Annotated in this window: 16 protein-coding genes and 4 pseudogenes; 10 read left to right on the top strand and 10 right to left on the bottom strand. The window is 71.8% G+C overall.

What is annotated here, in order from left to right; all coding sequences use genetic code 11:
• Nucleotides 1-146: 146 nt before the first annotated feature.
• Nucleotides 147-413 (bottom strand): annotated as a pseudogene (locus tag ACH4ZX_RS37575) (condensation domain-containing protein); the annotation flags it as partial.
• A gap of 292 nt (nt 414-705) precedes the next feature.
• Here ACH4ZX_RS37575 and istA point away from each other — a divergent pair.
• Both istA and ACH4ZX_RS37565 read left to right on the top strand, forming a co-directional pair.
• Nucleotides 706-1614: pseudogene (gene istA, locus ACH4ZX_RS37570) on the top strand (IS21 family transposase); the annotation flags it as partial.
• A pseudogene (locus ACH4ZX_RS37565) lies at nt 1613-2515 on the top strand (RNA-guided endonuclease InsQ/TnpB family protein); the annotation flags it as partial. The pseudogenes istA and ACH4ZX_RS37565, both read left to right, overlap by 2 nt.
• Here ACH4ZX_RS37565 and ACH4ZX_RS37560 read toward each other — a convergent pair.
• The gene (locus ACH4ZX_RS37560; protein ID WP_398282954.1) at nt 2499-3809 is read right to left on the bottom strand and encodes an ammonium transporter; all 1311 of its coding nucleotides are present in this window, start codon (nt 3807-3809) and stop codon (nt 2499-2501) included. The pseudogene ACH4ZX_RS37565 and the gene ACH4ZX_RS37560 overlap by 17 nt on opposite strands.
• Before the next feature lie 174 nt (nt 3810-3983).
• On the opposite strand from ACH4ZX_RS37560, the gene era reads away from it, so the two are divergent.
• Complete coding sequence (gene era, locus ACH4ZX_RS37555) at nt 3984-4943, top strand: GTPase Era (RefSeq protein WP_360746030.1); 960 nt, start codon at nt 3984-3986, stop codon at nt 4941-4943.
• 698 nt (nt 4944-5641) lie between these two features.
• On the opposite strand, the gene ACH4ZX_RS37550 is transcribed toward era, so the two are convergent.
• The 4 genes from ACH4ZX_RS37550 to ACH4ZX_RS37535 are packed head-to-tail and all read right to left on the bottom strand — an operon-like array spanning nt 5642 to nt 9636.
• The gene (locus tag ACH4ZX_RS37550; protein ID WP_398282951.1) at nt 5642-6913 is read right to left on the bottom strand and encodes an MFS transporter; all 1272 of its coding nucleotides are present in this window, start codon (nt 6911-6913) and stop codon (nt 5642-5644) included.
• The gene (locus ACH4ZX_RS37545) at nt 6910-8217 is read right to left on the bottom strand and encodes a GH1 family beta-glucosidase (protein WP_398282949.1); all 1308 of its coding nucleotides are present in this window, start codon (nt 8215-8217) and stop codon (nt 6910-6912) included. Before ACH4ZX_RS37545 ends, ACH4ZX_RS37550 begins: the two co-directional genes overlap by 4 nt.
• A gap of 57 nt (nt 8218-8274) precedes the next feature.
• Nucleotides 8275-8541, bottom strand: a complete 267-nt coding sequence (locus ACH4ZX_RS37540; protein ID WP_360746039.1) for a protealysin inhibitor emfourin — start codon at nt 8539-8541, stop codon at nt 8275-8277.
• Nucleotides 8542-8562: 21 nt separating this feature from the next.
• A complete protein-coding gene (locus tag ACH4ZX_RS37535; protein ID WP_398282946.1) occupies nt 8563-9636 on the bottom strand; it encodes a M4 family metallopeptidase in 1074 nt (357 codons plus the stop codon).
• A gap of 319 nt (nt 9637-9955) precedes the next feature.
• On the opposite strand from ACH4ZX_RS37535, the gene leuA reads away from it, so the two are divergent.
• From leuA to ACH4ZX_RS37520, 3 genes and pseudogenes are all read left to right on the top strand, one after another.
• Nucleotides 9956-11677 (top strand): 2-isopropylmalate synthase, encoded by a 1722-nt coding sequence (gene leuA / locus ACH4ZX_RS37530; protein WP_398282944.1) that lies wholly within the window; start codon nt 9956-9958, stop codon nt 11675-11677.
• 185 nt (nt 11678-11862) lie between these two features.
• A complete protein-coding gene (locus ACH4ZX_RS37525) occupies nt 11863-12558 on the top strand; it encodes a TerB family tellurite resistance protein (RefSeq protein WP_360746048.1) in 696 nt (231 codons plus the stop codon).
• A 64-nt stretch (nt 12559-12622) separates the two neighbouring features.
• Nucleotides 12623-12709, top strand: a pseudogene (locus ACH4ZX_RS37520) (DNA-binding response regulator); the annotation flags it as partial.
• A gap of 36 nt (nt 12710-12745) precedes the next feature.
• On the opposite strand, the gene ACH4ZX_RS37515 reads toward ACH4ZX_RS37520, so the two are convergent.
• A complete protein-coding gene (locus ACH4ZX_RS37515) occupies nt 12746-13681 on the bottom strand; it encodes a dihydrodipicolinate synthase family protein (RefSeq protein ID WP_398282942.1) in 936 nt (311 codons plus the stop codon).
• A gap of 95 nt (nt 13682-13776) precedes the next feature.
• On the opposite strand from ACH4ZX_RS37515, the gene ACH4ZX_RS37510 reads away from it, so the two are divergent.
• Nucleotides 13777-14220 carry a protein phosphatase gene (locus ACH4ZX_RS37510; protein ID WP_398282940.1) on the top strand — a complete coding sequence of 148 codons (444 nt, stop codon included), beginning with the start codon at nt 13777-13779 and terminating at the stop codon, nt 14218-14220.
• Here ACH4ZX_RS37510 and bla read toward each other — a convergent pair.
• Together bla and ACH4ZX_RS37500 are read right to left on the bottom strand one after the other, a co-directional pair.
• Nucleotides 14217-15086, bottom strand: a complete 870-nt coding sequence (gene bla / locus ACH4ZX_RS37505) for a class A beta-lactamase (RefSeq protein ID WP_398282964.1) — start codon at nt 15084-15086, stop codon at nt 14217-14219. The genes ACH4ZX_RS37510 and bla overlap by 4 nt on opposite strands.
• 145 nt (nt 15087-15231) lie before the next feature.
• Nucleotides 15232-16911, bottom strand: a complete 1680-nt coding sequence (locus ACH4ZX_RS37500) for an NAD(P)/FAD-dependent oxidoreductase (RefSeq protein WP_398282938.1) — start codon at nt 16909-16911, stop codon at nt 15232-15234.
• A gap of 149 nt (nt 16912-17060) precedes the next feature.
• Here ACH4ZX_RS37500 and tnpA point away from each other — a divergent pair, with 149 nt between their 5' ends.
• Together tnpA and ACH4ZX_RS37490 are read left to right on the top strand one after the other, a co-directional pair.
• Complete coding sequence (gene tnpA / locus ACH4ZX_RS37495) at nt 17061-17489, top strand: IS200/IS605 family transposase (protein ID WP_398282936.1); 429 nt, start codon at nt 17061-17063, stop codon at nt 17487-17489.
• Entirely contained in the window at nt 17486-18694 is a 1209-nt protein-coding gene (locus ACH4ZX_RS37490; protein WP_398282934.1) for an RNA-guided endonuclease InsQ/TnpB family protein, read from the top strand. Before tnpA ends, ACH4ZX_RS37490 begins: the two co-directional genes overlap by 4 nt.
• Nucleotides 18695-18735: 41 nt before the next feature.
• On the opposite strand, the gene ACH4ZX_RS37485 is transcribed toward ACH4ZX_RS37490, so the two are convergent.
• Nucleotides 18736-20439: an NAD(P)/FAD-dependent oxidoreductase gene (locus tag ACH4ZX_RS37485; protein WP_398282932.1), complete on the bottom strand. Its 1704-nt coding sequence runs from the start codon at nt 20437-20439 to the stop codon at nt 18736-18738.
• 122 nt (nt 20440-20561) lie between these two features.
• Between ACH4ZX_RS37485 and recO the strand changes: the two genes are divergently transcribed.
• A complete protein-coding gene (gene recO, locus ACH4ZX_RS37480; RefSeq protein ID WP_398282930.1) occupies nt 20562-21311 on the top strand; it encodes a DNA repair protein RecO in 750 nt (249 codons plus the stop codon).
• Nucleotides 21312-21316: the final 5 nt, after the last annotated feature.

Raw genomic sequence — 21316 nt, 5'->3', positions numbered from 1 at the left:
CCCGCCGCCACGTCGCTCGCCGCCACCGGTCTGATCGCTACCGCGCCCAGCGCGTCGGCCGCCGACCAGCGCATCAACCATCAGACTGTCACGGTAGCCCCCGGCGACACCAGCGTTGTCACCGCGAGTTGCCCGTACGATGCCCCCTATTCCGTGAAGGTCGGGTCGTCGGCCAGCTCGGCACGCACGACGAGCGTGTTCACGAACAGCCCGATGAGGTTCTCCACCTCAGGCCTGCTCCGGCCCGCCACCGGCGTGCCGATGCCGAAGTCCCGCTGCCCGCTCCACTGCCCCAGCAGCACCTGGAACGCCGCCAGCAGCGTCATGTACAGCGTCGCCCCGTGCTCCCGCCCGAGCCGCTCAAGCCCCGCGACCAGCTCCGGCTCCAGGCTGAACGCGTACGTCGCGCCCGACCACGTGTGAACGGGTCAGCGATTTCCCCCACTTCTGAGGCTTCGTGGTCACGGAATTGGCCAGGGTCGCGGTCACGAGTCCCCAAGGGGAAGTTGACCACGGTGGAGGCCTGGAATGCCTCAGATCAGGTGGTGTGACCTGCGAGTGATCGTTCCATCCGAATCGTTCAGGTTCCCCTTGGGCATCCCCGAGCCGGGTTGAGGGTCCTGACCATCTCGGAGTCGTCACCGTCCCTCGACCGACAGGCCGAGAGGTCGACGGACACTCTGGATGGCAAGAGGAACGTTCACCGTGGTCGATATCGTCGAGATCTACGTCCACTGGTACGCGGGCCGGTCGAAGAACCAGCTCGCGGCCTCGTTGGGGGTGGACCGCAAGACCATCAGGAAGTATCTGGCGCCGGCGGAGGCGTCCGGGATGGCCCCAGGTGGGCCGCCGATGAGCGAGGCGGACTGGGTAAAGCTGATCAAGAGCTGGTTCCCAGAGCTGGCCCGGCGTCGACTGAACCAGGTCACGTGGGCGGAGATCGAGCCGCACCGCGACCTGGTCAAGGGGCTGCTGGAGACGACCACAGTCACCACGATCCATCAACGCCTGAGAGATGAGGGGAAGTTGGCGGTGTCGTTGTCGACGTTCCGCCGGTGGGTGACCGAGAACCTCCCGGACGAGTCGGCCCGGTCGAAGGTGACGGTGCTGCGGGACGACGTCGAGCCAGGCTCGGAGGCCCAGATCGACTACGGCTTCCTGGGGCAGTGGGTCAACCCGTCGACCGGCAAGCGGCACCGGATCTGGGCGTTCGTGATGGTGCTGCCCTGCTCGCGGCACATGTTCGTCCGCCCGGTGGTGCACATGGACCAGAACGCCTGGACTCAGTCCCACGTCGAAGCGTTCCGGTTCTTCGGCGGTGTCCCGCGGCGGTTGGTGCCGGACAATCTGCGCACGGCGGTGGACCGGCCGGACCTCTACGACCCGAAGATCAACACGTCGTATGCCGAGCTCGCGACCTACTACGGCGCCTTGGTCGACCCGGCCCGGGCGGCGAAGCCGAAGGACAAACCGCGGGTCGAGCGGCCGATGCCGTATGTCCGTGACTCGTTCTGGAGCGGGCGGGAGTTCACCTCGGTCGAGCAGATGCAGGCCGAGGCCCTGACGTGGTCGGCCAGCACCGCCGGCCGCAGACAGTGCCGCCCGCTGGGCGGCGTCGGCTGAGTACACCCGCAGCGCCTTCACGTGGCGCGATGGGAAACTGACCCTGGCGAAAATGGCCGAGCTGCTGGACATCCGCTGGTCGCGTCCGCTGCCCGAGGGTGCGGTACCGACCACGGCGACCGTGTCCCGTGACGCGGCGGGACGCTGGTTCGTGTCCCTGCTGTGCGAGGAGAGCGTTGCCCCGGCCCCCGCCACCACGGCGGCGGTCGGCATCGACGCCGGGATCACCTCCCTGGTGGCCCTGTCCACCGGGGAAAAGGTCGCCAACCCGAAGCACGAGCGGCGCGACCGTGCCCGGCTGGCACGCGCGCAGCGGGAGCTGTCGCGGAAGGCGAAGGGCTCGGCGAACCGGGAGAGGGCCCGGCGTCGCGTGGCCAAGGTCCACGCGCGGATCGCCGACCGGCGCCGTGACTTTCTCCACAAGCTGTCGACTCGTCTCGTCCGTGAGAACCAAACGGTCGTGATCGAGGACCTCACCGTCCGCAACCTGCTGAAGAACGGCCAGCTCGCACGCGCCATCAGTGACGCGTCGTGGACGGATCTGCGCTCCGTGCTGGAGTACAAGTGCGCCTGGTACGGGCGCGAACTCGTCGTGATCGACCGCTGGTTCCCCAGCTCGAAGCTGTGCGGGGCGTGCGGCACGGTCCGCGGGAAGCTGCCGCTGAACGTCCGCGAGTGGACGTGTGATTGCGGCACGGTGCATGACCGCGACGTGAACGCGGCACGCAACATCCTGGCCGCCGGGCTGGCGGCGTCCGCCTGCGGAGACGGTGTAAGACCTCAACGGGAGTCCTCCCGGACCGGGCGGTCGTCGATGAAACAGGAACCCCAGCGGGTGACCGCTGGAATCCCCCGCCTTCAGGCGGGGGAAGAAGTCAAGGCCGGTTCTTGACCTTCTGGGCGGAGGACAGGAGGGACGGGGCGACCGGGGCGCCGTGCCCCAGGACGCCGTGATCGTATGCCGTCTCCGCGTGCACCGTAAGGTCCAGGCCGGTGTGCTCCTGCTCCTCGCTCGCGCGGAAGCCCGTGGTGACGTCGATCAGCTTGCCGAGGCCGTACGTGACGCCGAAGGCGTACGCCGCGACGACCGCCACGGCCACCAGTTGCCTGCCGAGCTGGGCGAGCCCGCCGCCGTAGAGCAGGCCCTCGGCGCCGCCGGTCATCGCCTTCTCCGCGAAGACGCCGATGAGCAGGGTGCCGATGACACCGCCGACCAGATGGACACCGACGACGTCCAGGGAGTCGTCGTAGTTCAGCTTGAACTTCCAGCTCACCGCGTACGAGCAGACGGCGCCCGCGGCCAGGCCCACGACCAGCGCGCCGAGCAGCGAGACGGCCCCGCAGGACGGCGTGACGGCGACCAGGCCGGCGACCGCGCCGGACGCCGCGCCCAGCGTCGTCGGGTGGCCGTCGCGCCTCTGCTCGACGAAGAGCCAGCCGAGCAGGCCGGTGCAGCCGGCGGCGAGGGTGTTGAGGAAGGCGGCGGCCGCGAGGCCGTTGGCGCCGAGGGCCGAGCCGGCGTTGAACCCGAACCAGCCGAACCACAGCAGGCCCGCGCCCAGCATGACCATGGGCAGGTTGTGCGGGCGCATGGCGTCCTTCTTGAAGCCCAGCCGCGGACCGAGGACCAGGCACAGGGCCAGCCCGGAGGCGCCGGAGGCGATCTCGACCGGCAGGCCGCCCGCGAAGTCGAGCGCGCCGAGGTCGTGCAGGATCCAGCCGTCGGGGCCCCACACCCAGTGGGCGACCGGAACGTATACCAGCAGCGTCCACACGGGCACGAAGACCAGCCACGCCCCGAACTTCGCCCGGTCCGCGATCGCGCCGCTGATCAGGGCAGCCGTGACGATCGCGAAGGTGAGCTGGAAGGCGGCGAAGAGCAGGGTGGGGACGGTTCCGTGGACGCTGTCCGGCCCGAGGTCCGCCATCCCGGCGTGCCGCAGTCCGCCGATCAGTCCGCCGCCGGCGTCGTCGCCGAAGGCGAGGGAGTATCCGGCGACGAGCCACACCACCGTGACGAGGGCGATCGACACGAAGCTCATCATCAGCATGTTCAGGACGCTCTTCGTGCGGACCATGCCGCCGTAGAAGAGGGCCAGGCCCGGGGTCATCAGCAGCACGAGGGCGGTGGCGGCGAGCAGCCAGGCGGTGTCGCCGGTGTCTGTGTGCGCGGCGGCGAGGGTCACGGTCGTCTCCAACGGTGCGGGGGCTCGTCCGAGGGTCACCGCAGTGCGTTTCCGGATGTGTACGGATGTGTTTCCGTGGCGTTTCGTTGCGTCGGGGTTACCGGGATCTCACGGTGCGGGGGCCGGGCGGGCGGCGGTGCGGCGGGGCGTTGTGGATCAGGGAGAATGGGCCGCATGAGCGTTCGCAGCCAGTCATCCGAGCCGTCGGAAATGCCGGAGGCCGTCCACCGGGCCGGCTTCGCCTGTTTCGTCGGCCGCCCCAACGCGGGCAAGTCCACCCTCACGAACGCTCTGGTCGGGCAGAAGGTGGCGATCACCTCGAACCGGCCGCAGACGACGCGGCACACGGTGCGCGGGATCGTGCACCGGGAGGACGCCCAGCTGATCCTGGTCGACACCCCCGGCCTGCACAAGCCGCGGACGCTGCTGGGCGAGCGCCTGAACGACGTGGTGCGCACCACCTGGGCCGAGGTGGACGTGATCGGCTTCTGCCTGCCGGCCGACCAGAAGATCGGTCCCGGCGACCGGTTCATCGCCAAGGAACTGGCCGGCATCCGCAAGACGCCGAAGGTCGCGATCGTCACCAAGACCGACCTGGTCGACTCCAAGGCCCTCGCCGAGCAGCTGATCGCGATCGACCAGCTCGGCAAGGAGCTGGGGTTCGAGTGGGCGGAGATCGTGCCGGTGTCGGCGGTCGGGGACAAGCAGGTGAGCCTGCTGGCGGACCTGCTGATCCCGCTGCTGCCCGAGGGCCCGGCGCTCTACCCGGAGGGCGACCTCACGGACGAGCCCGAGCAGGTGATGGTGGCGGAGCTGATCCGGGAGGCGGCCCTGGAGGGCGTCCGTGACGAGCTGCCGCACTCCATCGCGGTGGTCGTGGAGGAGATGCTGCCCCGCGAGGACCGCCCCGCCGACAAGCCCCTCCTGGACATCCACGCCAACCTTTTCATCGAACGCCCCAGCCAGAAGGGCATCGTCATCGGCCCCAAGGGCAAGCGCCTGAAAGAGGTCGGCATCAAGAGCCGCAAGCAGATCGAGGCCCTGCTCGGCACCCCGGTCTTCCTGGACCTGCACGTGAAGGTCGCCAAGGACTGGCAGCGCGACCCGAAGCAACTGCGCCGACTGGGTTTCTGAGCCCGGGGACAGCCGGGGGCGAATGGCGGCGTGCCCTGCGCGCCCCCCGCCCGCACGCGTTGCGCGGCCGCGCGGACCCGTGCCGAGCGCTCGTGGTGCGGCCGGCTGGGGTTGTTCGGCCGCGCGGCCGAACGCGCCGAGAGGCTCGCCGCCGAGCCTGGTGGCGGGAGTGGGTGACTGCGCGGTCCCGTTCCGGCCGGCCGGCCGGCCTGTCGGCGTGCGGCGTGCCGCTGCCGGGTGCGTGTTGCGCGGTCGCGTGGGCCCGTGTCGGGCGCTCGTGGTGCGGCCGTCGGTGCGGTCGGCTGGGGGTTGTTCGGTTGCGCGGCCGCGGTGCCTGGAGGCTGGCCGCCGAGCCTGGTGGCGGGAGTGCGTGACCGCGCGGTCCCGTTCCGGCAGGGCCGTCGGCGGCTGCCGGAGCCGCTTCTCGGGCGTGCGGCGTGCCGTCGCCCGGTGCGCGTTGCGCGGACGCAGCGGTCCCTTGCCGAGCGCTCGTGGTGCGGCCGCCGGTGTGGCCGGTTCGGGGTCGTCCGGCCACGCGGCCGCGGTGTGCGGAGGATCGCCGCCGAGTCCGGTGGCCGGAGTGCGGGACCGCGCGGTCCCGCTCCGGCAGGCCTGCCGGCGGGCCCGGGTCCGTGTCGCGCGCTCGTGGTGCGGCTGCCGGGTGCGGTGGCCGGTGTGCGGCGGTCACTCCGCGGCGGTCACTCCACGCCGCGGATCCGGCCTACGAGGACCGCGCCCGCCAGTCCGATTGCCGCCGCCACCAGGTACAGCACCCGGTAGCCGCCGAGGTGTGTCACGATCGGGGCGGCGAGGGCGGGGGCGGCGACCTGGGGGAGGGCGTTGGCGACGTTGATGACGCCGAGGTCCTTGCCGCGGTCAAGGGCGGTCGGCAGCACGTCCGTCATGAGCGCGAAGTCGACGGAGGTGAAGACGCCGAAGCCGACCCCCAGCAGGGCCGCGGCGGCGATCGCGCCCGGCCAGGTCTGCCAGCCCGCCAGCGCGGCCGTCGCCACCGCCATCAGCACGCCGGACCAGACCACGAAGGGCTTGCGCCGGCCCACCCGGTCCGACCAGACCCCGCCGACGACGACCGTGGCGAGCAGCGTCAGGCCGTTCACCGCGGTCAGGATCAGCACGCCCTCGTCCGGATCGGGGCGGTGCAGCCGGTCGCGCAGGTAATACAGCAGGTAGAGCAGGACGAGCGCGTTGCTGAGGTTGATCAGGAAGCGGGTCAGCCAGGCCCAGCCCAGGTCGGGGTGGCGGCGCGGGCTCAGCCAGAAACCGGCCAGGAAGCCGCGCCACGACCACGCCGGCCGGTCGGCCGGCGCCAGCCGCAGGTCCGGGTGGCGCAGGACGTACGGCGCCACGCCCACCAGCGTGAACACCGCGCACGCCGCGTACCCGGCCGCCACGCCCCCGGCGGCCGTCGCGAGCCCCGTGCCGCCGACCACGCCCAGGATCTGCGCCGCGCCCAGCCAGCCGCCCACCGAGCCCCGCTGCCGTCTGGGGACCCGGTCCGGGACCGCCGCGGTCACCGCGGCGAAGGCGGCGTTCAGCGTCAGCTGCACCAGGCACCAGCCCACCGTCATCGTCGCCACGCCGCCCGCGCCCGGGAGCAGCAGCAGCGACAGCGCGCCGCCCGCCGCGCCGGCCACGATCCACGGCGTACGGCGGCCGAAGCGGGCCGTCGTGCGGTCCGACAGCGCGCCGAAGAGCGGGTTGGCGACCAGGGACACCAGCGCGCCGGCTCCCGTCACCCACGCCAGCATCGTCTCCTTGGACATGCCGGAGCCGGGCGCGAAGTCCTTCGCCTGGGAGGCCAGCAGGATCTGCAGCGGGCCGTACCAGCCCACCCAGATCGCGCCGTTGGCGAGCGAGAGCGCCGCGACCCAGCGGCGGCCGACCTTCTCGACGGGTTCGGCCAGCGCCTCCGCGGGCCCGGCGGGCCGCACCGGCCGGGTCCCGGTCATCTCTGCGCCCGCAGCACGTCCCGGAACCAGGCGTAGGAGGCCTTCGGCGTCCGTTCGAGCGTCGCGAAGTCGACGTGCACCAGGCCGAACCGGCGCGCGTACCCCTCCGCCCACTCGAAGTTGTCGAGCAGCGACCACACGAAGTAGCCGCGTACGTCCACCCCCGCCTCCAGCGCCCGGTGCAGCGCGCGGATGTGGCCGTCCAGGTAGGCGATGCGGTCCTGGTCGTCGAGGCCCTCGTAGGAGCAGCCGTTCTCGGTGATCACGACCGGCGGCAGGCGGTCGCCGTAGCGCTCGCGGAAGCCGGTCAGCAGCTCCGTCAGCCCCTCCGGGACCACCGGCCAGCCGAAGTCGGTGACCGGTACCCCTTCGATCTGCCGCACGGAGAAGGGCAGTTCGGCCGGGATCGGCACCCCGCCGAACTCGCCGTCGGCGCCCTGCGGGGCGCCCACCCGGGTCGGCGCGTAGTAGTTGACGCCGTACCAGTCCAGCGGCTCGGAGATGACCTTCAGGTCCGACTCCAGGTCGGCCGACGGCATCAGCTCGCCGATGCCGTCCGGGTAGCGGCCGAGCAGCAGCGGGTCGGCGAACAGGCGGCCCAGCAGCAGGTCGTAGAAGTCCGCCGCCTCCACGTCGGCCGGCTCGGCGGACGCCGGCCAGGTCGGCCCGTGCGAGTTGGCGATCCCGATGTCCCCGGCGCCGGCCGCGCGCAGCGCCCGTACCGCCAGGCCGTGGGCCAGCAGTTGGTGGTGGGCCACCGGGAGGGCGTCGAACAGCAGCCGCTTGCCCGGCGCGTGGACGCCGAGCGCGTGGCCGAGCAGGGTGTGCTCGGCGGGCTCGTTGAGGGTGATCCACTTGTGCACCCGGTCGCCCAGCCGCTCGGCGACCACGGTCACGTACTCGGCGAAGCGCGACGCGGTGTCCCGTTCCAGCCAGTCCAGCGCGGCCGGCAGGTCCCAGTGGAACAGGGTCGGGACCGGCCGTACGCCCGCCGCGCACAGCTCGTCGACGAGACGGTCGTAGAAGTCCAGGCCGCCGGGGGAGTTCACCCGCGGCCAGGAGACGGAGAAGCGGTACGCGTCCACGCCCAGGCCGGCCAGCAGGGCCACGTCCTCGCCGTGGCGGTGGTAGTGGTCGCAGGCGACCGCCGCGGTCGAGCCGTCCTTCACCCGCCCCGGCTCGGCCGTGAACGCGTCCCACACGGACGGTTCGCGCTCGTCGGCCGCGCCCTCGATCTGGTGGGCCGAGGTCGACACGCCCCACAGGAAGCCTGCCGGGAACTGGGGTATCTGGTCCGTCGCCATGCGCGGATCATCGCTACCGCCGGTAACGGAAGTCAACGGGCGAGCGTGAACGACGAGTTACGCACCCTCCTTCAGCACCCGGGAGACCAGCTTGCGCTGCTCGTCGGTCAGCCGCGGGTCGGAGGCGTACACCGTCGTGCCGTCCACCGTGATCTGGTAGTTGAAGCCGTCCGGGACGCCGACCGGAGGCGTGTGCCGGCCGGCCGCGAGCGCCTGTTCGGCCAGCGACTGCCAGTCGCCCGCGTCCGGCCGGCCCGAGGTGTCCACCTCGGCGTACCGCTCGATGCCCGCGAACCCGCCGGTGCGCCTCACCTGAATACGCATGGGTCCCTGTCTAGTACGGAACTACGCGGCGCGCACCCCGACCTGCTCCCAGCTCTTCTGCACCGCCCGCAGTTCCTCGCCCTGCCCGTAGCGCTCCCTGGCCGCCTCGGCGGTGAGCGTGGCGAAGTCCGCGAACAGCGCGTCCTGCTTCAGCTCGCCGCCGGTCAGCACGTCGTACCAGATCTGTCCGGCCCGCTCCCAGGCGTGGCCGCCGAGGGCGGAGGCGACCAGGTAGAAGGCGTGGTTGGGGATGCCGGAGTTGATGTGGACGCCGCCGTTGTCCCGGCCGGTGCGCACGTAGCCGGCCATCGTCGCCGGCTGCGGGTCCTTGCCGAGGACGTCGTCGTCGTACGCGGTGCCCGGCTCCTTCATCGAGCGCAGCGCGCTGCCGGTCACGCGGGGGGCGAGCAGCCCGGCGCCGATGAGCCAGTCGGCCTCGGCGGCGGTCTGGCCCAGCGAGTACTGCTTGATCAGCGAGCCGAAGACGTCCGACAGCGACTCGTTGAGGGCGCCGGGCTGGCCGAAGTAGGTGAGGTTGGCCGTGTGCTGGGTGACGCCGTGGGTGAGCTCGTGGCCGATGACGTCGACCGGGATGGTGAAGTCGAGGAAGACCTCCCCGTCCCCGTCGCCGAACACCATCTGCTCGCCGTTCCAGAAGGCGTTGTCGTAGTCGCGGTCGAAGTGGACCGTCGCGTCGAGCGGGAGTCCGTCGCCGTCGATCGACCGGCGGCCGAACGCCTTCAGGTACATCTCGAAGGTGGCGCCGAGACCCGCGTAGGCGCGGTTGACGGTGGCGTCCGTGCCGGGCTCCTCGCCCTCGCCGCGGACCTTGTGGCCGGGCAGGTCCGTGCCGTGCCGGGCGTCGTAGATCGTGCGGTGCGGCGTGTCCGGCGCGGCCTCGGCGGGCGGGGCGACGGCCGGGGCGCCGATGACGGTGGTCAGCCGACGGTGGGTGCGCTCGTAGGCGTCGCGTTCCAGGGTCCTGCGGGCGGGACGCGCGAGCGCCGGGTCCTCGTGCCGGGCCAGCCGGTCGAGGACGTGCGGCGGTACGACGGTGCAGAAGACGGGCTCGAAGCCCCCGTTGGTCTTCGTCATGCCCGGCACCCTTGCACTCGGTGACCTTGCTGTCACCAGTAGCCACCATGATTGGTGAAATATCGGGACAGTCGGCCGCACGCTCCGTGACAGAGTGGTATAGGGCACTTTTTGTCCCGGTTGTCGCGCGAGTCCCGCATACTGATACGGCGCCCCGCATCCGAAGGGGCTCGGCTAGCATGCGGAGCATCATGCGTTTCGGGCTGCTTCTTCTTAGCTGCCGCGGCGAGGGCCTGTAGTCCAGGTCGACTCCCTCCCCGCGGAGCTTCGCGTTGCGTCGTCGGCCGTCCTTCCGGACATCCTGAGGAGCCCCGCAAACATGGCGAACCGCCAGCAGCCCAGCACCATGCCGATCCACAAGTACGGCCGCTACGAGCAGGTGGACATCCCCGACCGCACCTGGCCCGACCAGCGGATCACCGCAGCCCCCCGCTGGCTCTCCACCGACCTGCGTGACGGCAACCAGGCCCTGATCGACCCGATGTCGCCCGAGCGCAAGCGCCGGATGTTCGACCAGCTGGTCAAGATGGGCTACAAGGAGATCGAGGTCGGCTTCCCCGCCTCCGGCCAGACCGACTTCGACTTCGTGCGCTCGATCATCGAGGAAGAGGGCGCGATCCCCGACGACGTCACCATCTCCGTGCTGACCCAGGCCCGCGAGGACCTGATCGAGCGGACCGTGGAGTCCCTGAAGGGCGCCAAGCACGCCACCGTCCACCTGTACAACGCCACCGCGCCCGTCTTCCGCCGCGTGGTCTTCCGCGGCTCCAAGGACGACATCAAGCAGATCGCCGTCGACGGCACCCGCCTGGTGATGGAGTACGCCGAGAAGCTGCTGGGCCCGGAGACCGACTTCGGCTACCAGTACAGCCCGGAGATCTTCACCGACACCGAGCTGGACTTCGCGCTGGAGGTCTGCGAGGCGGTCATGGACGTCTGGCAGCCCGGCCCGGGCCGCGAGATCATCCTCAACCTGCCCGCCACCGTGGAGCGTTCGACGCCGTCCACGCACGCGGACCGCTTCGAGTGGATGCACCGCAACCTGTCGCGGCGCGAGTACGTCTGCCTGTCCGTCCACCCGCACAACGACCGCGGCACCGCCGTCGCCGCCGCCGAGCTGGCCGTCATGGCCGGCGCCGACCGCGTCGAGGGCTGCCTGTTCGGCCAGGGCGAGCGCACCGGCAACGTCGACCTGGTCACCCTGGGCATGAACCTGTTCTCGCAGGGCGTCGACCCGCAGATCGACTTCTCCGACATCGACGAGATCCGCCGTACGTGGGAGTACTGCAACCAGATGGAGGTCCACCCGCGCCACCCGTACGTGGGCGACCTGGTCTACACGTCCTTCTCCGGCTCCCACCAGGACGCCATCAAGAAGGGCTTCGACGCCATGGAGGCCGACGCGAAGGCCAAGGGCGTCACCGTCGACGACATCGAGTGGGCGGTGCCCTACCTGCCCATCGACCCCAAGGACGTCGGCCGCTCCTACGAGGCCGTCATCCGCGTCAACTCGCAGTCCGGCAAGGGCGGTATCTCCTACGTCCTGAAGAACGACCACAAGCTGGACCTGCCGCGCCGGATGCAGATCGAGTTCTCGAAGATCATCCAGGCGAAGACGGACGCCGAGGGCGGCGAGATCACGCCGAAGGAGATCTGGGCGGTCTTCCAGGACGAGTACCTGCCCAACCCCGACAACCCCTGGGGCCGCATCCAGGTGCGGACCGGCCAGTCGACCACCGACACCGACGGCGTGGACACCCTCACCGTCGAGGCCACCGTCGACGGCCAGGACACCGTCCTGACCGGTTCCGGCAACGGTCCGATCTCCGCCTTCTTCGACGCCCTGCAGTCCATCGGCATCGACGTACGCCTGCTGGACTACCAGGAGCACACGATGAGCGAGGGCGCCTCCGCGCAGGCCGCCTCGTACATCGAGTGCGCGATCGACGACAAGGTGCTGTGGGGCATCGGCATCGACGCGAACACGACGCGTGCGTCGCTGAAGGCGGTCGTCTCCGCCGTCAACCGCGCGGCCCGCTGACCCCCGCTGACCGGGCATTTCGGGGCCCCGGCCGCCGCATACGGCGGCCGGGGCCCCGTCGCGTGTCGGCCATCCGCCCGTGCAGGTCACGGAAAGGTCTCGTCCAAGGTGCTGACTGAGCCTGCCCGATGTGGCTAACATCACGGAGGCGCGGCAATGTTGCCGTGGGGTTACGGAGGTGCGACGTGCTGCCAGGACGGGGACGAAACGGCCGTGCCGCCAGGCCTGCCCGCATCCTGGGCAGCCGTACCGCGTGGACACCCGTGTCGGACGGCGAGTTCTTCTGCCCCGGCTGCGGAGGCGACCGCAACTACCAGCGCCTCACCGGCCGCCGCCGCCTCACCCTGCTCGGCGTCCCGGTCGTGCCGCGCGGCGAGACCGCGCCGGTCGTCGAGTGCGCCGCCTGCCGCCGCCACTTCGGCACCGACGTCCTCGACCACCCCACCACCGTCCGCTTCTCCGCGATGCTCCGCGACGCCGTCCACACCGTCGCCCTGGCGGTGCTGTCCGCGGGCGGCACCTCCTCCCGTACGGCCCTGGAGGCGGCGGCGGGCGCCGTCCGCGCGGCCGGCTTCGACGACTGCACCGAGGAGCAGCTGGCCGCGCTGGTCGAGGCGCTGGCCGCCGACACCGGGCGGGTGCACGGCCCGTCCTGCGGGGCCGGCCTCGCCATAGAACTGCACGAGGCCCTCGACCCGCTCGCCCCGCACCTCGCCCCCGTCGGCCGCGAGTCGGTCCTGCTGCAGGGCGCCCGGATCGCCCTCGCCGACGGCCCCTACACGCCCGCCGAACGCGACGTGCTCGCCACCGTCGGCGCGGCCCTGACCATCTGCGCCGACGACGTCAGCCGCCTGCTGGAAGCGGCCCGCACGCCGTCCTGACACGCGCCCCCGGGTACGACCCGGACGTCGCCGGGGTGCCCCGTCTCGGATCCGTGGGTATCCCGGCCGCATCATGGGCAAGCCGGGGGCGCGGGACCGGGCGCAACTGGTGATCGTGGCGTACGAGTCGGGACTGGTCACCCCGGGGACGACGGGGACGACGTGGCGGACGGCCGGCGGGCGGGGCTCACAGCAGCCCGGCCGCGGCGAGGTGCTCGCCGACCCGTTCCACCTCCCGCGGCGACAGCGGCACCTGGGGTTCCGCCGTCGCCGGGCAGTCGATGATCCCGCGCAGGTGCAGCGCCGCCTTGAACGCGCCCAGCGCCGCCGAACCGGCGCCCATCCGGGCGGGATCCCCGGCCCGTACGATGCCGAACAGGGCGCACAGCCGCTCCTGTTCGAGCCGGGCCCGCTCCCGGTCGCCGGAGCGGCACAGGCGGTCGAGGCGGACGTAGCCGTGCGGGTCGACGTTGGCGAGGCCGGGCACGGCTCCGTCGGCGCCGAGCGCGAGCGCCGAGTCCACGATCAGCTCCGAGCCGGTGAGCACGCTGAAGCCGGCGATCCCGGGATCGCCGCGGACGCCGGTGACGACCTCGCGGAAGGCGGCCAGGTCGCCGCTGGAGTCCTTCAGCCCGGCGAGCGTGCCGTCGGCGGCCAGCTCCAGGACCAGTTCGGCGGGCAGCTTGGTGTGGACGGCGACCGGGATGTCGTAGGCGACGACCGGGACCGGGGACGCGGCGGCGGCCAGGCGGTAGTGACGGGCGATCTCGGCCGGGTGGGTGCGCGCGTAGAAGGGCGCGGTCACGACCACCGCGTCCGCGCCCGCCGCCGTCACCGCCGCGACGTGGTCCAGCACCCTCGGCGTCGTCATGTCGATCGCCCCGGCCAGCACCGGCACCTGCCCGCCCACGTGCGCCACCACCGACGCCACCACCAGGGCGCGCTGCCGGTCGGTCAGGTACGCCGCCTCCGACGACGAGCCCAGCACGAACAGCGCGTGCACGCCGCCCTCCACCAGGTGGTCGACCAGCCTGAGCAGCGAGGGAACGTCCACCTCGCGCTCCGTTGTCAGGGGCGTGCACACGGGCGGGACGACTCCGGTGAGCGGGGCGGGGAAGGTCATGCGCACTCCTTGCTCGCTGTGACGCACGGGGGCCGCGCGTCGGCTGGTCCTGCGTTCCAGCATGACGGCAGCGTGCGGAACCGTACGCTGGCCCGGTGACGGAGACCTGGCAGCCCGCGGACCCCGGTGTGCTGCGGCTGCCGTCGGGACGGCTGGTGCGGGGGCGGGGACTGCGGCGCCCCCTGGTACCGGGGACGCCCACGCCCTCGTACGCCCTCCACCTGCTCGGCCGGCGGCCCGCGTCCGTCCCCTGGGAGTCCCGCTGGGTGCGGTGGCCCGACTTCCGGCTGCCCGCCGACCGCGCGGACGCCCGCGCCGCGCTCACCGAGGCCTGGGAGCGGGCCGCCGGCGAGCGCGTCGAGATCGCCTGCGGCGGGGGCCGCGGCCGCACCGGCACCGCGCTGGCCTGCCTGGCGGTCCTGGACGGCGTACCGGCCGCGGAGGCGGTGGACTTCGTCCGCCGCCACTACGACCGCCGCGCGGTGGAGACGCCGTGGCAGAAGCGGTACGTCCTGCGGTTCGGGGTCGACAGGGCTTAGACGAGGATCTGGGCCAGCACGGTCGCCGTCTCGGCGATCAGCGCGTGGTCCCACTCCGCGTCCCGGTCCGGTTTCGTCAGCTGGACGGCCAGCACCACCGGTGCGCCGTCCGGGGTCCAGGCGATGCCCGCGTCGTTGTCGGCGCCGTAGGAACCCGCGCCGGTCTTGTCGGCGACCGTCCAGGAGGCCGGAAGTCCCGCGCGGAGGCGGTTGCCGCCGGTCGTGTTGTTCAGCAGCCAGTGGGTGAGCAGGGCCCGGTCGGGAGCGTTCAGCGCGTCGCCGAGCACCAGCCGGGCGTAGGTGCGGCCGATCGCGCGCGGGCTGGTGGTGTCGGTGCGGCGCCAGGGCTCCGCCGAGTTCAGCTCCGTCTCCCAGCGGTCGAGGCGGGTCACCGGGTCGCCGAGGGAGCGGGCGAAGCGGGTGATCGCGGTGGGGCCGCCCAGCTCGCGCAGGAGCAGGTTGCCCGCGGTGTTGTCGCTGAACCGGATCGCGGCGTCGGCCAGCTCGGCGACCGTCATGCCCTCGGCCAGGTGCTCCCGGGTCAGGTCGGAGCCGTCCACCAGGTCGGCTTCGGTGTAGTGGATCCGGCGGGCGAGGACCTCGCCGTGGCGGTCCAGGTCGCGCAGGACGGCCGCCGCGGCCAGGGTCTTGAACAGGGAGCAGACGGGGAAGAGCTCGTCGGCGCGGTGGCCGACGGTGCGTCCCGTGCGGACGTTGCGCGCGAACACCCCCAGCCGGGCGCCGTGTCGCCGCTCCAGCTCGCGCAGACGGTCGGTGGCGCTGGTGGTGGCGGCGTGGGCGGGCGCGCCGGCGAGCAGGCCGGCCGCGCCGGCACTACCGGCCGCGAGCAGGGCGCGCCGGGTCATCGGGGAGCGGTGCGAGCTCAAGACCGTGCTTCTCCTTCGCTCGATACGGGTCTGCCGTCTCACCTTGACCGACGCCCGGACACCGTCCCCCGGTTGCTCCGTCACCGGGCCGGACGCGCGCACCGCGTCCGGCCCGGCGTGCTCGTCAGAGCAGCTTCTTGCCCCGCAGCCGCGCCTTGACCGCCTCGCGTCCGTTGCCGAGCACCAGGCGGCGGACGACCGGGTCCGCGTCCGTGGCCGCCCAGCGGACCATGCGCAGCAGCGTCTTGGGGCGCGGGTTGAGGAAGCGGATGTCCCGTTCGGCGAAGCCGAAGTGCTTCGGCACGAAGTCGGCGGCCTGGAGCCGTTCGTAGAGGAAGTCGGCCGCGTCCGGCGCGCTCACCACCCCCGCCTCGACCGCCTCGCACTGCCTGACCATCGCGTCGTACAGGCCGGCGAAACCCTCGTGGTCGGGCCAGTACAGGCCCGGGTGGGGCACGTCCTCCAGGTCCGTGAAGTGGCTGTCGCGGCCGTCCTTGCGGTACGCGGTCAGGGCGGTCTGCATGCGGTAGACGCCCGCGTTGGCGCCCCACGCCCAGATCCGGAAGACGGCGCTCCACAGGTCGTAGTCGCACCAGGAGATGAAGGCCGAGTTGACGAGGGAGTCGTTGTAGTCGAACAGGCCCTGCTGCAGGCGGTCGACCGGGGCGAAGCGCTCGCCGGAGAAGTCGTCGTCCTTCACCGCCTTCAGCAGCCGCCACGCCAGCAGGTTCAGCGCCTCGGTGGTGTTGGACAGGCCCCGGGAGAACAGCGGGTCGATGAAGCCGGCCGCGTGCGAGAGCAGGAACCAGCGGTCACCGGCGGTCTGCTTGGAGGAGTACTGCAGGCGGCCCGTGGACGTCCACTCGCGGACCGGCTTCATGCCCTCGAACTGGCGGACGATGTCCGGGTACGGCGCGGCCAGCCGACGGAAGTCCTCCTCCGGCGTCACGCCCTCCGGTTTCGGATAGCGGCGCGGGTCGACGGTCATGCCGACGCTGCACAGCGGGTTCTTCGACCACTTGTTGTTGTCGAAGCCGATCACCCACGCCCAGCCCCGCTCGAACATGTGGTGGACGGTGCCCTCGTACCACGGCACGGGCGGCTGCTGGCTCGCGGGAACGTGCTCGAAGAGGCGGTCGGTGGGGGTCAGGTCGACCACGTGGTTCCACACCGAGCGGGAGTGGTGCTTGAACCGGCAGGGATCCTCCCGCAGGCCGAACTTTTCGGCGACCGGCGAGCGGAACCCGCTCGCGTCGACCAGGTAGCGGGCCCGGTACGAGCCGTCCCGGCCGGCCAGCGTGACTCCCGAGCCGTCGAAGTCGATGTCGGTGACGAAGAAGTTCTGCCGGATCTTGCACCCGTACTTCACCGCGACCTGGAAGAGGTAGGAGTCGGTGTCCTGCCGGAACAGGTGCGCCGCCTCGTGCAGGAGCTGCGGCGGGGTGTTGAACTCGTTGACCTCGCGCGGGTTCTGCGGCGCCCCCTCGTGGTGCAGCAGGAACCCGAAGTGCCGCTTGACGCCGAAGCGGGGCCCGATGGCGCGCGTGGTGTCCGTGAACGACGCCAGGTGCGCGATCTCCGGTACGTCGTAGCGCTCGGCGAGCGTGCGCATCGACACCAGCGTGAACGGGATGGTCGACTCGCCGATCGCGAACCGGGGATGCGAACCGGCGTCCAACAGGAGCGTTTTCGCGCCGTTGCGGGCCAGGATCGCCCCCAGGATCGAGCCGGCGACCCCCGACCCGAGGATCGCGACGTCGAACGTCTCCTTCTCCAGCTCTAACGTGCTGCCCTGCGACTCCATCAGGACCTGACCAGGGGACGCGCCGCTTCAGCGGGGTGTGGCACGGCTTCTTCGGGCTGCTCTGATGCCGACCGGGAGCGAGGATCTGCACTGTTCACCTGTGCCGCCTCTCTGCCGCATTAGACATGCGGCGCTTGTATAGTGATTGCGTGGCCGTGACCAGGAAGGTCCGCCGATTCTCCGGCGGCGTGTATGACCTCGGACTCCGCATCGTGTGGTGCCCGAAGTACCGCCGTCCGGTCCTCGGTGGTCGGGTCGCGGAACGGCTGGAGGAATTGATCCGGCAGAAGGCCGACGAACGCGGCTGGGAGATCATCGCCCTTGAGGTGATGCCCGACCACGTCCGACTCTTTGTGAAGCACGACCCGAAGTCATCAGCCTCGTACGTGGCCAACCAGTTCAAGGGCTTCACTTCCCGCCTCCTGCGCGAGGAGTTCCCGCACCTGAAGTCGCGGATGCCCACGCTGTGGTCGTCGTCGTACTTCGCGGCATCGGTCGGTGCCGTGTCGGCGGCGACGATTGAGAGGTACATCAACACCCAGTGGGAGCACCCGCGGAAGAAGGGGGCTGGTTCGTGATCCGCGCGTACAAGTTCCTCCTTCGCCCCACCAAGGGTCAGGCGGCAGCGCTCACCGACATGCTGCGAGACCACTGCTCCCTGTACAACGGGGCCTTGCAGGAACGTCGGGACGCCTACCGGCACGCCTCGAAGACGAGCATCAAGTACGGTGACCAGTCCGCACAGCTCAAGGAGATCCGCGCATGCGACTCCGAGCGGCAGGGCCGCTGGTCGTTCAGCTCGCAGCAGGCCACTCTGCGACGCCTCGACAAGGCATTCCAGGCGTTCTTCCGCCGGGTCAGGGCCGGACAGACGCCGGGCTACCCGCGCTTCAAGGGCGTCGGGCACTTCGACACCGTCACTTTCCCGAAGGACGGCGACGGCTGCCGCTGGGACTCCACCCCCCACGACCGTCAGACGCGCGTCCGCCTCCAAGGCGTCGGGCACATCCGCGTGCACCAGCACCGGCCCGTACAGGGCCGCGTCAAGACGATCAGTGTGAAGCGTGAGGGAACCCGCTGGTACGTAGTCCTCTCCTGCGACCGGGTTCCCGCCGAGCCGCTGCCGCCCACCGGGGCGATCGTCGGCATCGACATGGGCGTCGCCCACTTCCTGACTACCTCGGAGGGCGCACACGTCGCCAACCCGCGCTTTCTCCAGGCGATGGCCGCCGAACTCGCCGAAGCGCAGCGGCACCTCGCGACGTTCCCCAAGCGGACCCGGCAGCGCACCAAGCGCCATCGCGCGGCGGCCCGGAAGGTCGCCAGGCTGTACGCCAGGATTCGCAGGCAGCGCGCCGACTTCCACCACAAGGCCGCCCGCACGCTTGTCGCCGACCACGACGTGATCGCGCACGAGCAGCTGAACACGGCGGGCATGACCAAAAGCCCTGCCCCCAAGGCCGACCCCGGGCGGCCCGGCAACTTCCTGGCGAACGGTGCCGCCGCGAAGGCCGGGCTCAACCGCAGCATCCTTGAAGCGGGTTGGGCGCAGTTCCTCGGAATCCTGGCGAACAAGGCTGAGAGCGCCGGTCGCCTCGTGATCCCGGTGGACGCGCGCAACACCTCCCGCACATGCCCCGAGTGCGGGCATACCGCGAAGGAGAACCGCCTCACCCAAGCGGAGTTCCGGTGCACGGCGTGCGGGTACACCGCAAACGCGGACCACGTCGGCGCGACGAACGTCCTCAACAGGGCCGGGCCGGCCCTCTGTGACGTGGCTTAGCCACCGACACGGGAAGCCCGCGCGTTTACGCATGGGCGGAGTCACGTGCTGTCTCCTTGTCGTCGTCGACGGCCGGCGAACCGCTCCCGGACGAGTCCGCCCATGGCCGACTTCAAGAGCGCGGCGGTCTCCTCGGGTGCCTCGGTACGCACCCAGCGGGCGGCCCGCAGCAGGCGTGCCGGGGTGTTGTGGAAGAAGCGGTCGGTGGGATCGGCGAGCCCCAGCGAGGGCGGCACGTAGTCGGCCGCGCGGAGGGCGGCGAAGAGGTGCTCCGCCGCGTCCCGCGGGGTGCGTGCGCCCCGCTCGACCTCCTCGCACAGCGTGCGGGCGAGCGGGCCGAGCGAGTCGAAGTGGTCGGCGCCCGCCGAGGGCGCACCCGGGCGCCGGCCCGGCTCCAGGGTGCGGAAGACCGTGTCGTCCCCCGTCCTGCCGAACGCGGCGCAGGCGTCCTCCACCGCGAGCGCGCCGAGCACGGTGCCGAGCGTCCACACCCGGACGACGGCGTTGAACAGGCCGTGGTCGCGGAACGCGACGAAGGACGCGTACGCGAGGTCGTCCTGCGCGGCGAGCAGCCGCCGCTGGAGGTCCGCCACGTGCCGGAAGCGCGCGGTGGACCAGTCGCCGTCGCGCGCGGCGTCGATCAGCGGCCGGGCGAGGCTGCTGACGACCTCCAGGCCGTACGCCGGACCCCGCGCGTACAGCGGGTCGAAGGATCCGGCGGCGTGCGCGGCGAGGCAGTAGCGGTCGCCGACCGGATGCCGGCGGGAGTACTGCGACCGCCGGCCGGTGGACGTCCAGGGGCCCGCCGCGACGGCCTGCCCGAACTGCGCGCCGATGTCCGGGAACCGGCGCAGGACCGCACGCAGCTCCTCCTCGGCCGGCCGGCCCTCGGCGAACGGGTGCCTGCGCGCGTCCAGGGTGAGCGCGACGGCGCACGGCGAACCCGGCGAGCTGCGGCGCTGGTTGCCGAACGGCACGACGCGCAGCCAGCCGCCGTCGAAGACGTGGTGCAGGGTGCCCTCGTGCCAGGGGCTGGGCTGGCCGTGCAGCCGCCCGGCCGGGGTCTCGTCGTACGGCAGCACGCCGGTCATGAGGGTGGACAGGGTGCGCGACCGGTGCCGCGGCGCCGGCGGGTCCTCCCGCAGCCCCAGCTCCCGTGCGAGCGGCGAGCCGCGGCCGTCGGCGTCGACCACGTACCGCACCTCGCACGTGGTGCCGTCGGCGGTGCGCAGCCACGCTCCCGCCTCCGGGTCGATCCGCACCTTCTCGACGCGGGCTCCGGGGCCGGTGCGCACGTCGGCGCCGTGGTGCCGTGCCACATCGAGCAGATAGCCGTCGGTGTCCTCGCGCCACAGGTGCGGCGGATCGGCGACGACCTTGGGGTTGACGACCTGGTACACCTCGCCGGGGTGCTGGCGCAGGCCCTCGCGGTGCAGGACGAAACCCATGTTCCGCATGACCCCGCAGCGGGGCGAGACGTCCCGCTCGACGCCCTTCAGCGTCGCGAGCGCCTCCAGCTCGGGCACGTCGTAGCGCCGGGCCACGACCCGCAGCAGCGCGGAGGCGTACGGCACGACGGTCTCCCCGACGGCGATGTCCGGCCCGGCGCCCTGCCCGGCGCCCGGCGCGAGGAGCACCGTCCGCACGCCGGACCGGGCCAGCACGGCCGCGAGCAGGGGGCCGGTGAAGCCCCCGCCGATCACGCCGACGTCGTACACCGCACCGTTCGCGCCACTGGTCGCCATCGCGGGCCTCACTGCCGGTCGGACACCAAATGCACTGTGCGTTGAATTCTACATACGCTGAGTTAAATGGGGAAGGGAGGAGCGCGGGCCGTCGCGCGGCCGGCGTAGGCGAGAATGGACGCATGAGTCTGTTCCGCGACGACGGCATCGTGCTGCGCACCCAGAAGCTGGGTGAGGCGGACCGCATCATCACGCTGCTGACGCGCGGACACGGGCGGGTGCGCGCCGTCGCCCGCGGAGTGCGGCGCACGAAGTCGAAGTTCGGAGCCCGGCTGGAACCCTTCTCCCACGTCGACGTGCAGTTCTTCGCGCGCGGGAGCGAGCTGGTCGGCCGCGGGCTGCCGCTGTGCACGCAGAGCGAGACCATCGCCCCCTACGGCGGCGGCATCGTGACGGACTACGCCCGCTACACCGCCGGCACCGCCATGCTGGAGACCGCCGAGCGCTTCACCGACCACGAGGGCGAGCCGGCCGTGCAGCAGTACCTGCTGCTCGTCGGCGCGCTGCGCACCCTCGCCCGGGCCGAGCACGCCCCGCACCTGGTGCTCGACGCGTTCCTCCTGCGCTCCCTCGCCGTCAACGGCTACGCCCCCAGCTTCAGCGACTGCGCGAAGTGCGGGATGCCCGGTCCGAACCGGTTCTTCTCGGTGGCCTCCGGCGGCTCGGTCTGCGCCGACTGCCGGGTGCCGGGCAGCGTCGTGCCCTCGCCGCGGACCCTGGAACTGCTCGGCGCGCTGCTTACGGGAGACTGGGAGACCGCGGACGCGGCCGAGGCACGGTACGTCCGGGAGGGCGGCGGGCTGGTGTCCGCCTACCTGCACTGGCACCTGGAGCGCGGGCTGCGCTCGCTCAGGTACGTAGAGAAAAGCTAGCGGGA

The organism is Streptomyces sp. NPDC020490, assembly GCF_044335305.1.
Classification (GTDB): domain Bacteria; phylum Actinomycetota; class Actinomycetes; order Streptomycetales; family Streptomycetaceae; genus Streptomyces.
Note: the sequence above shows the minus strand (reverse complement) of the source record. Positions and strands in the feature narration are given on the sequence as shown.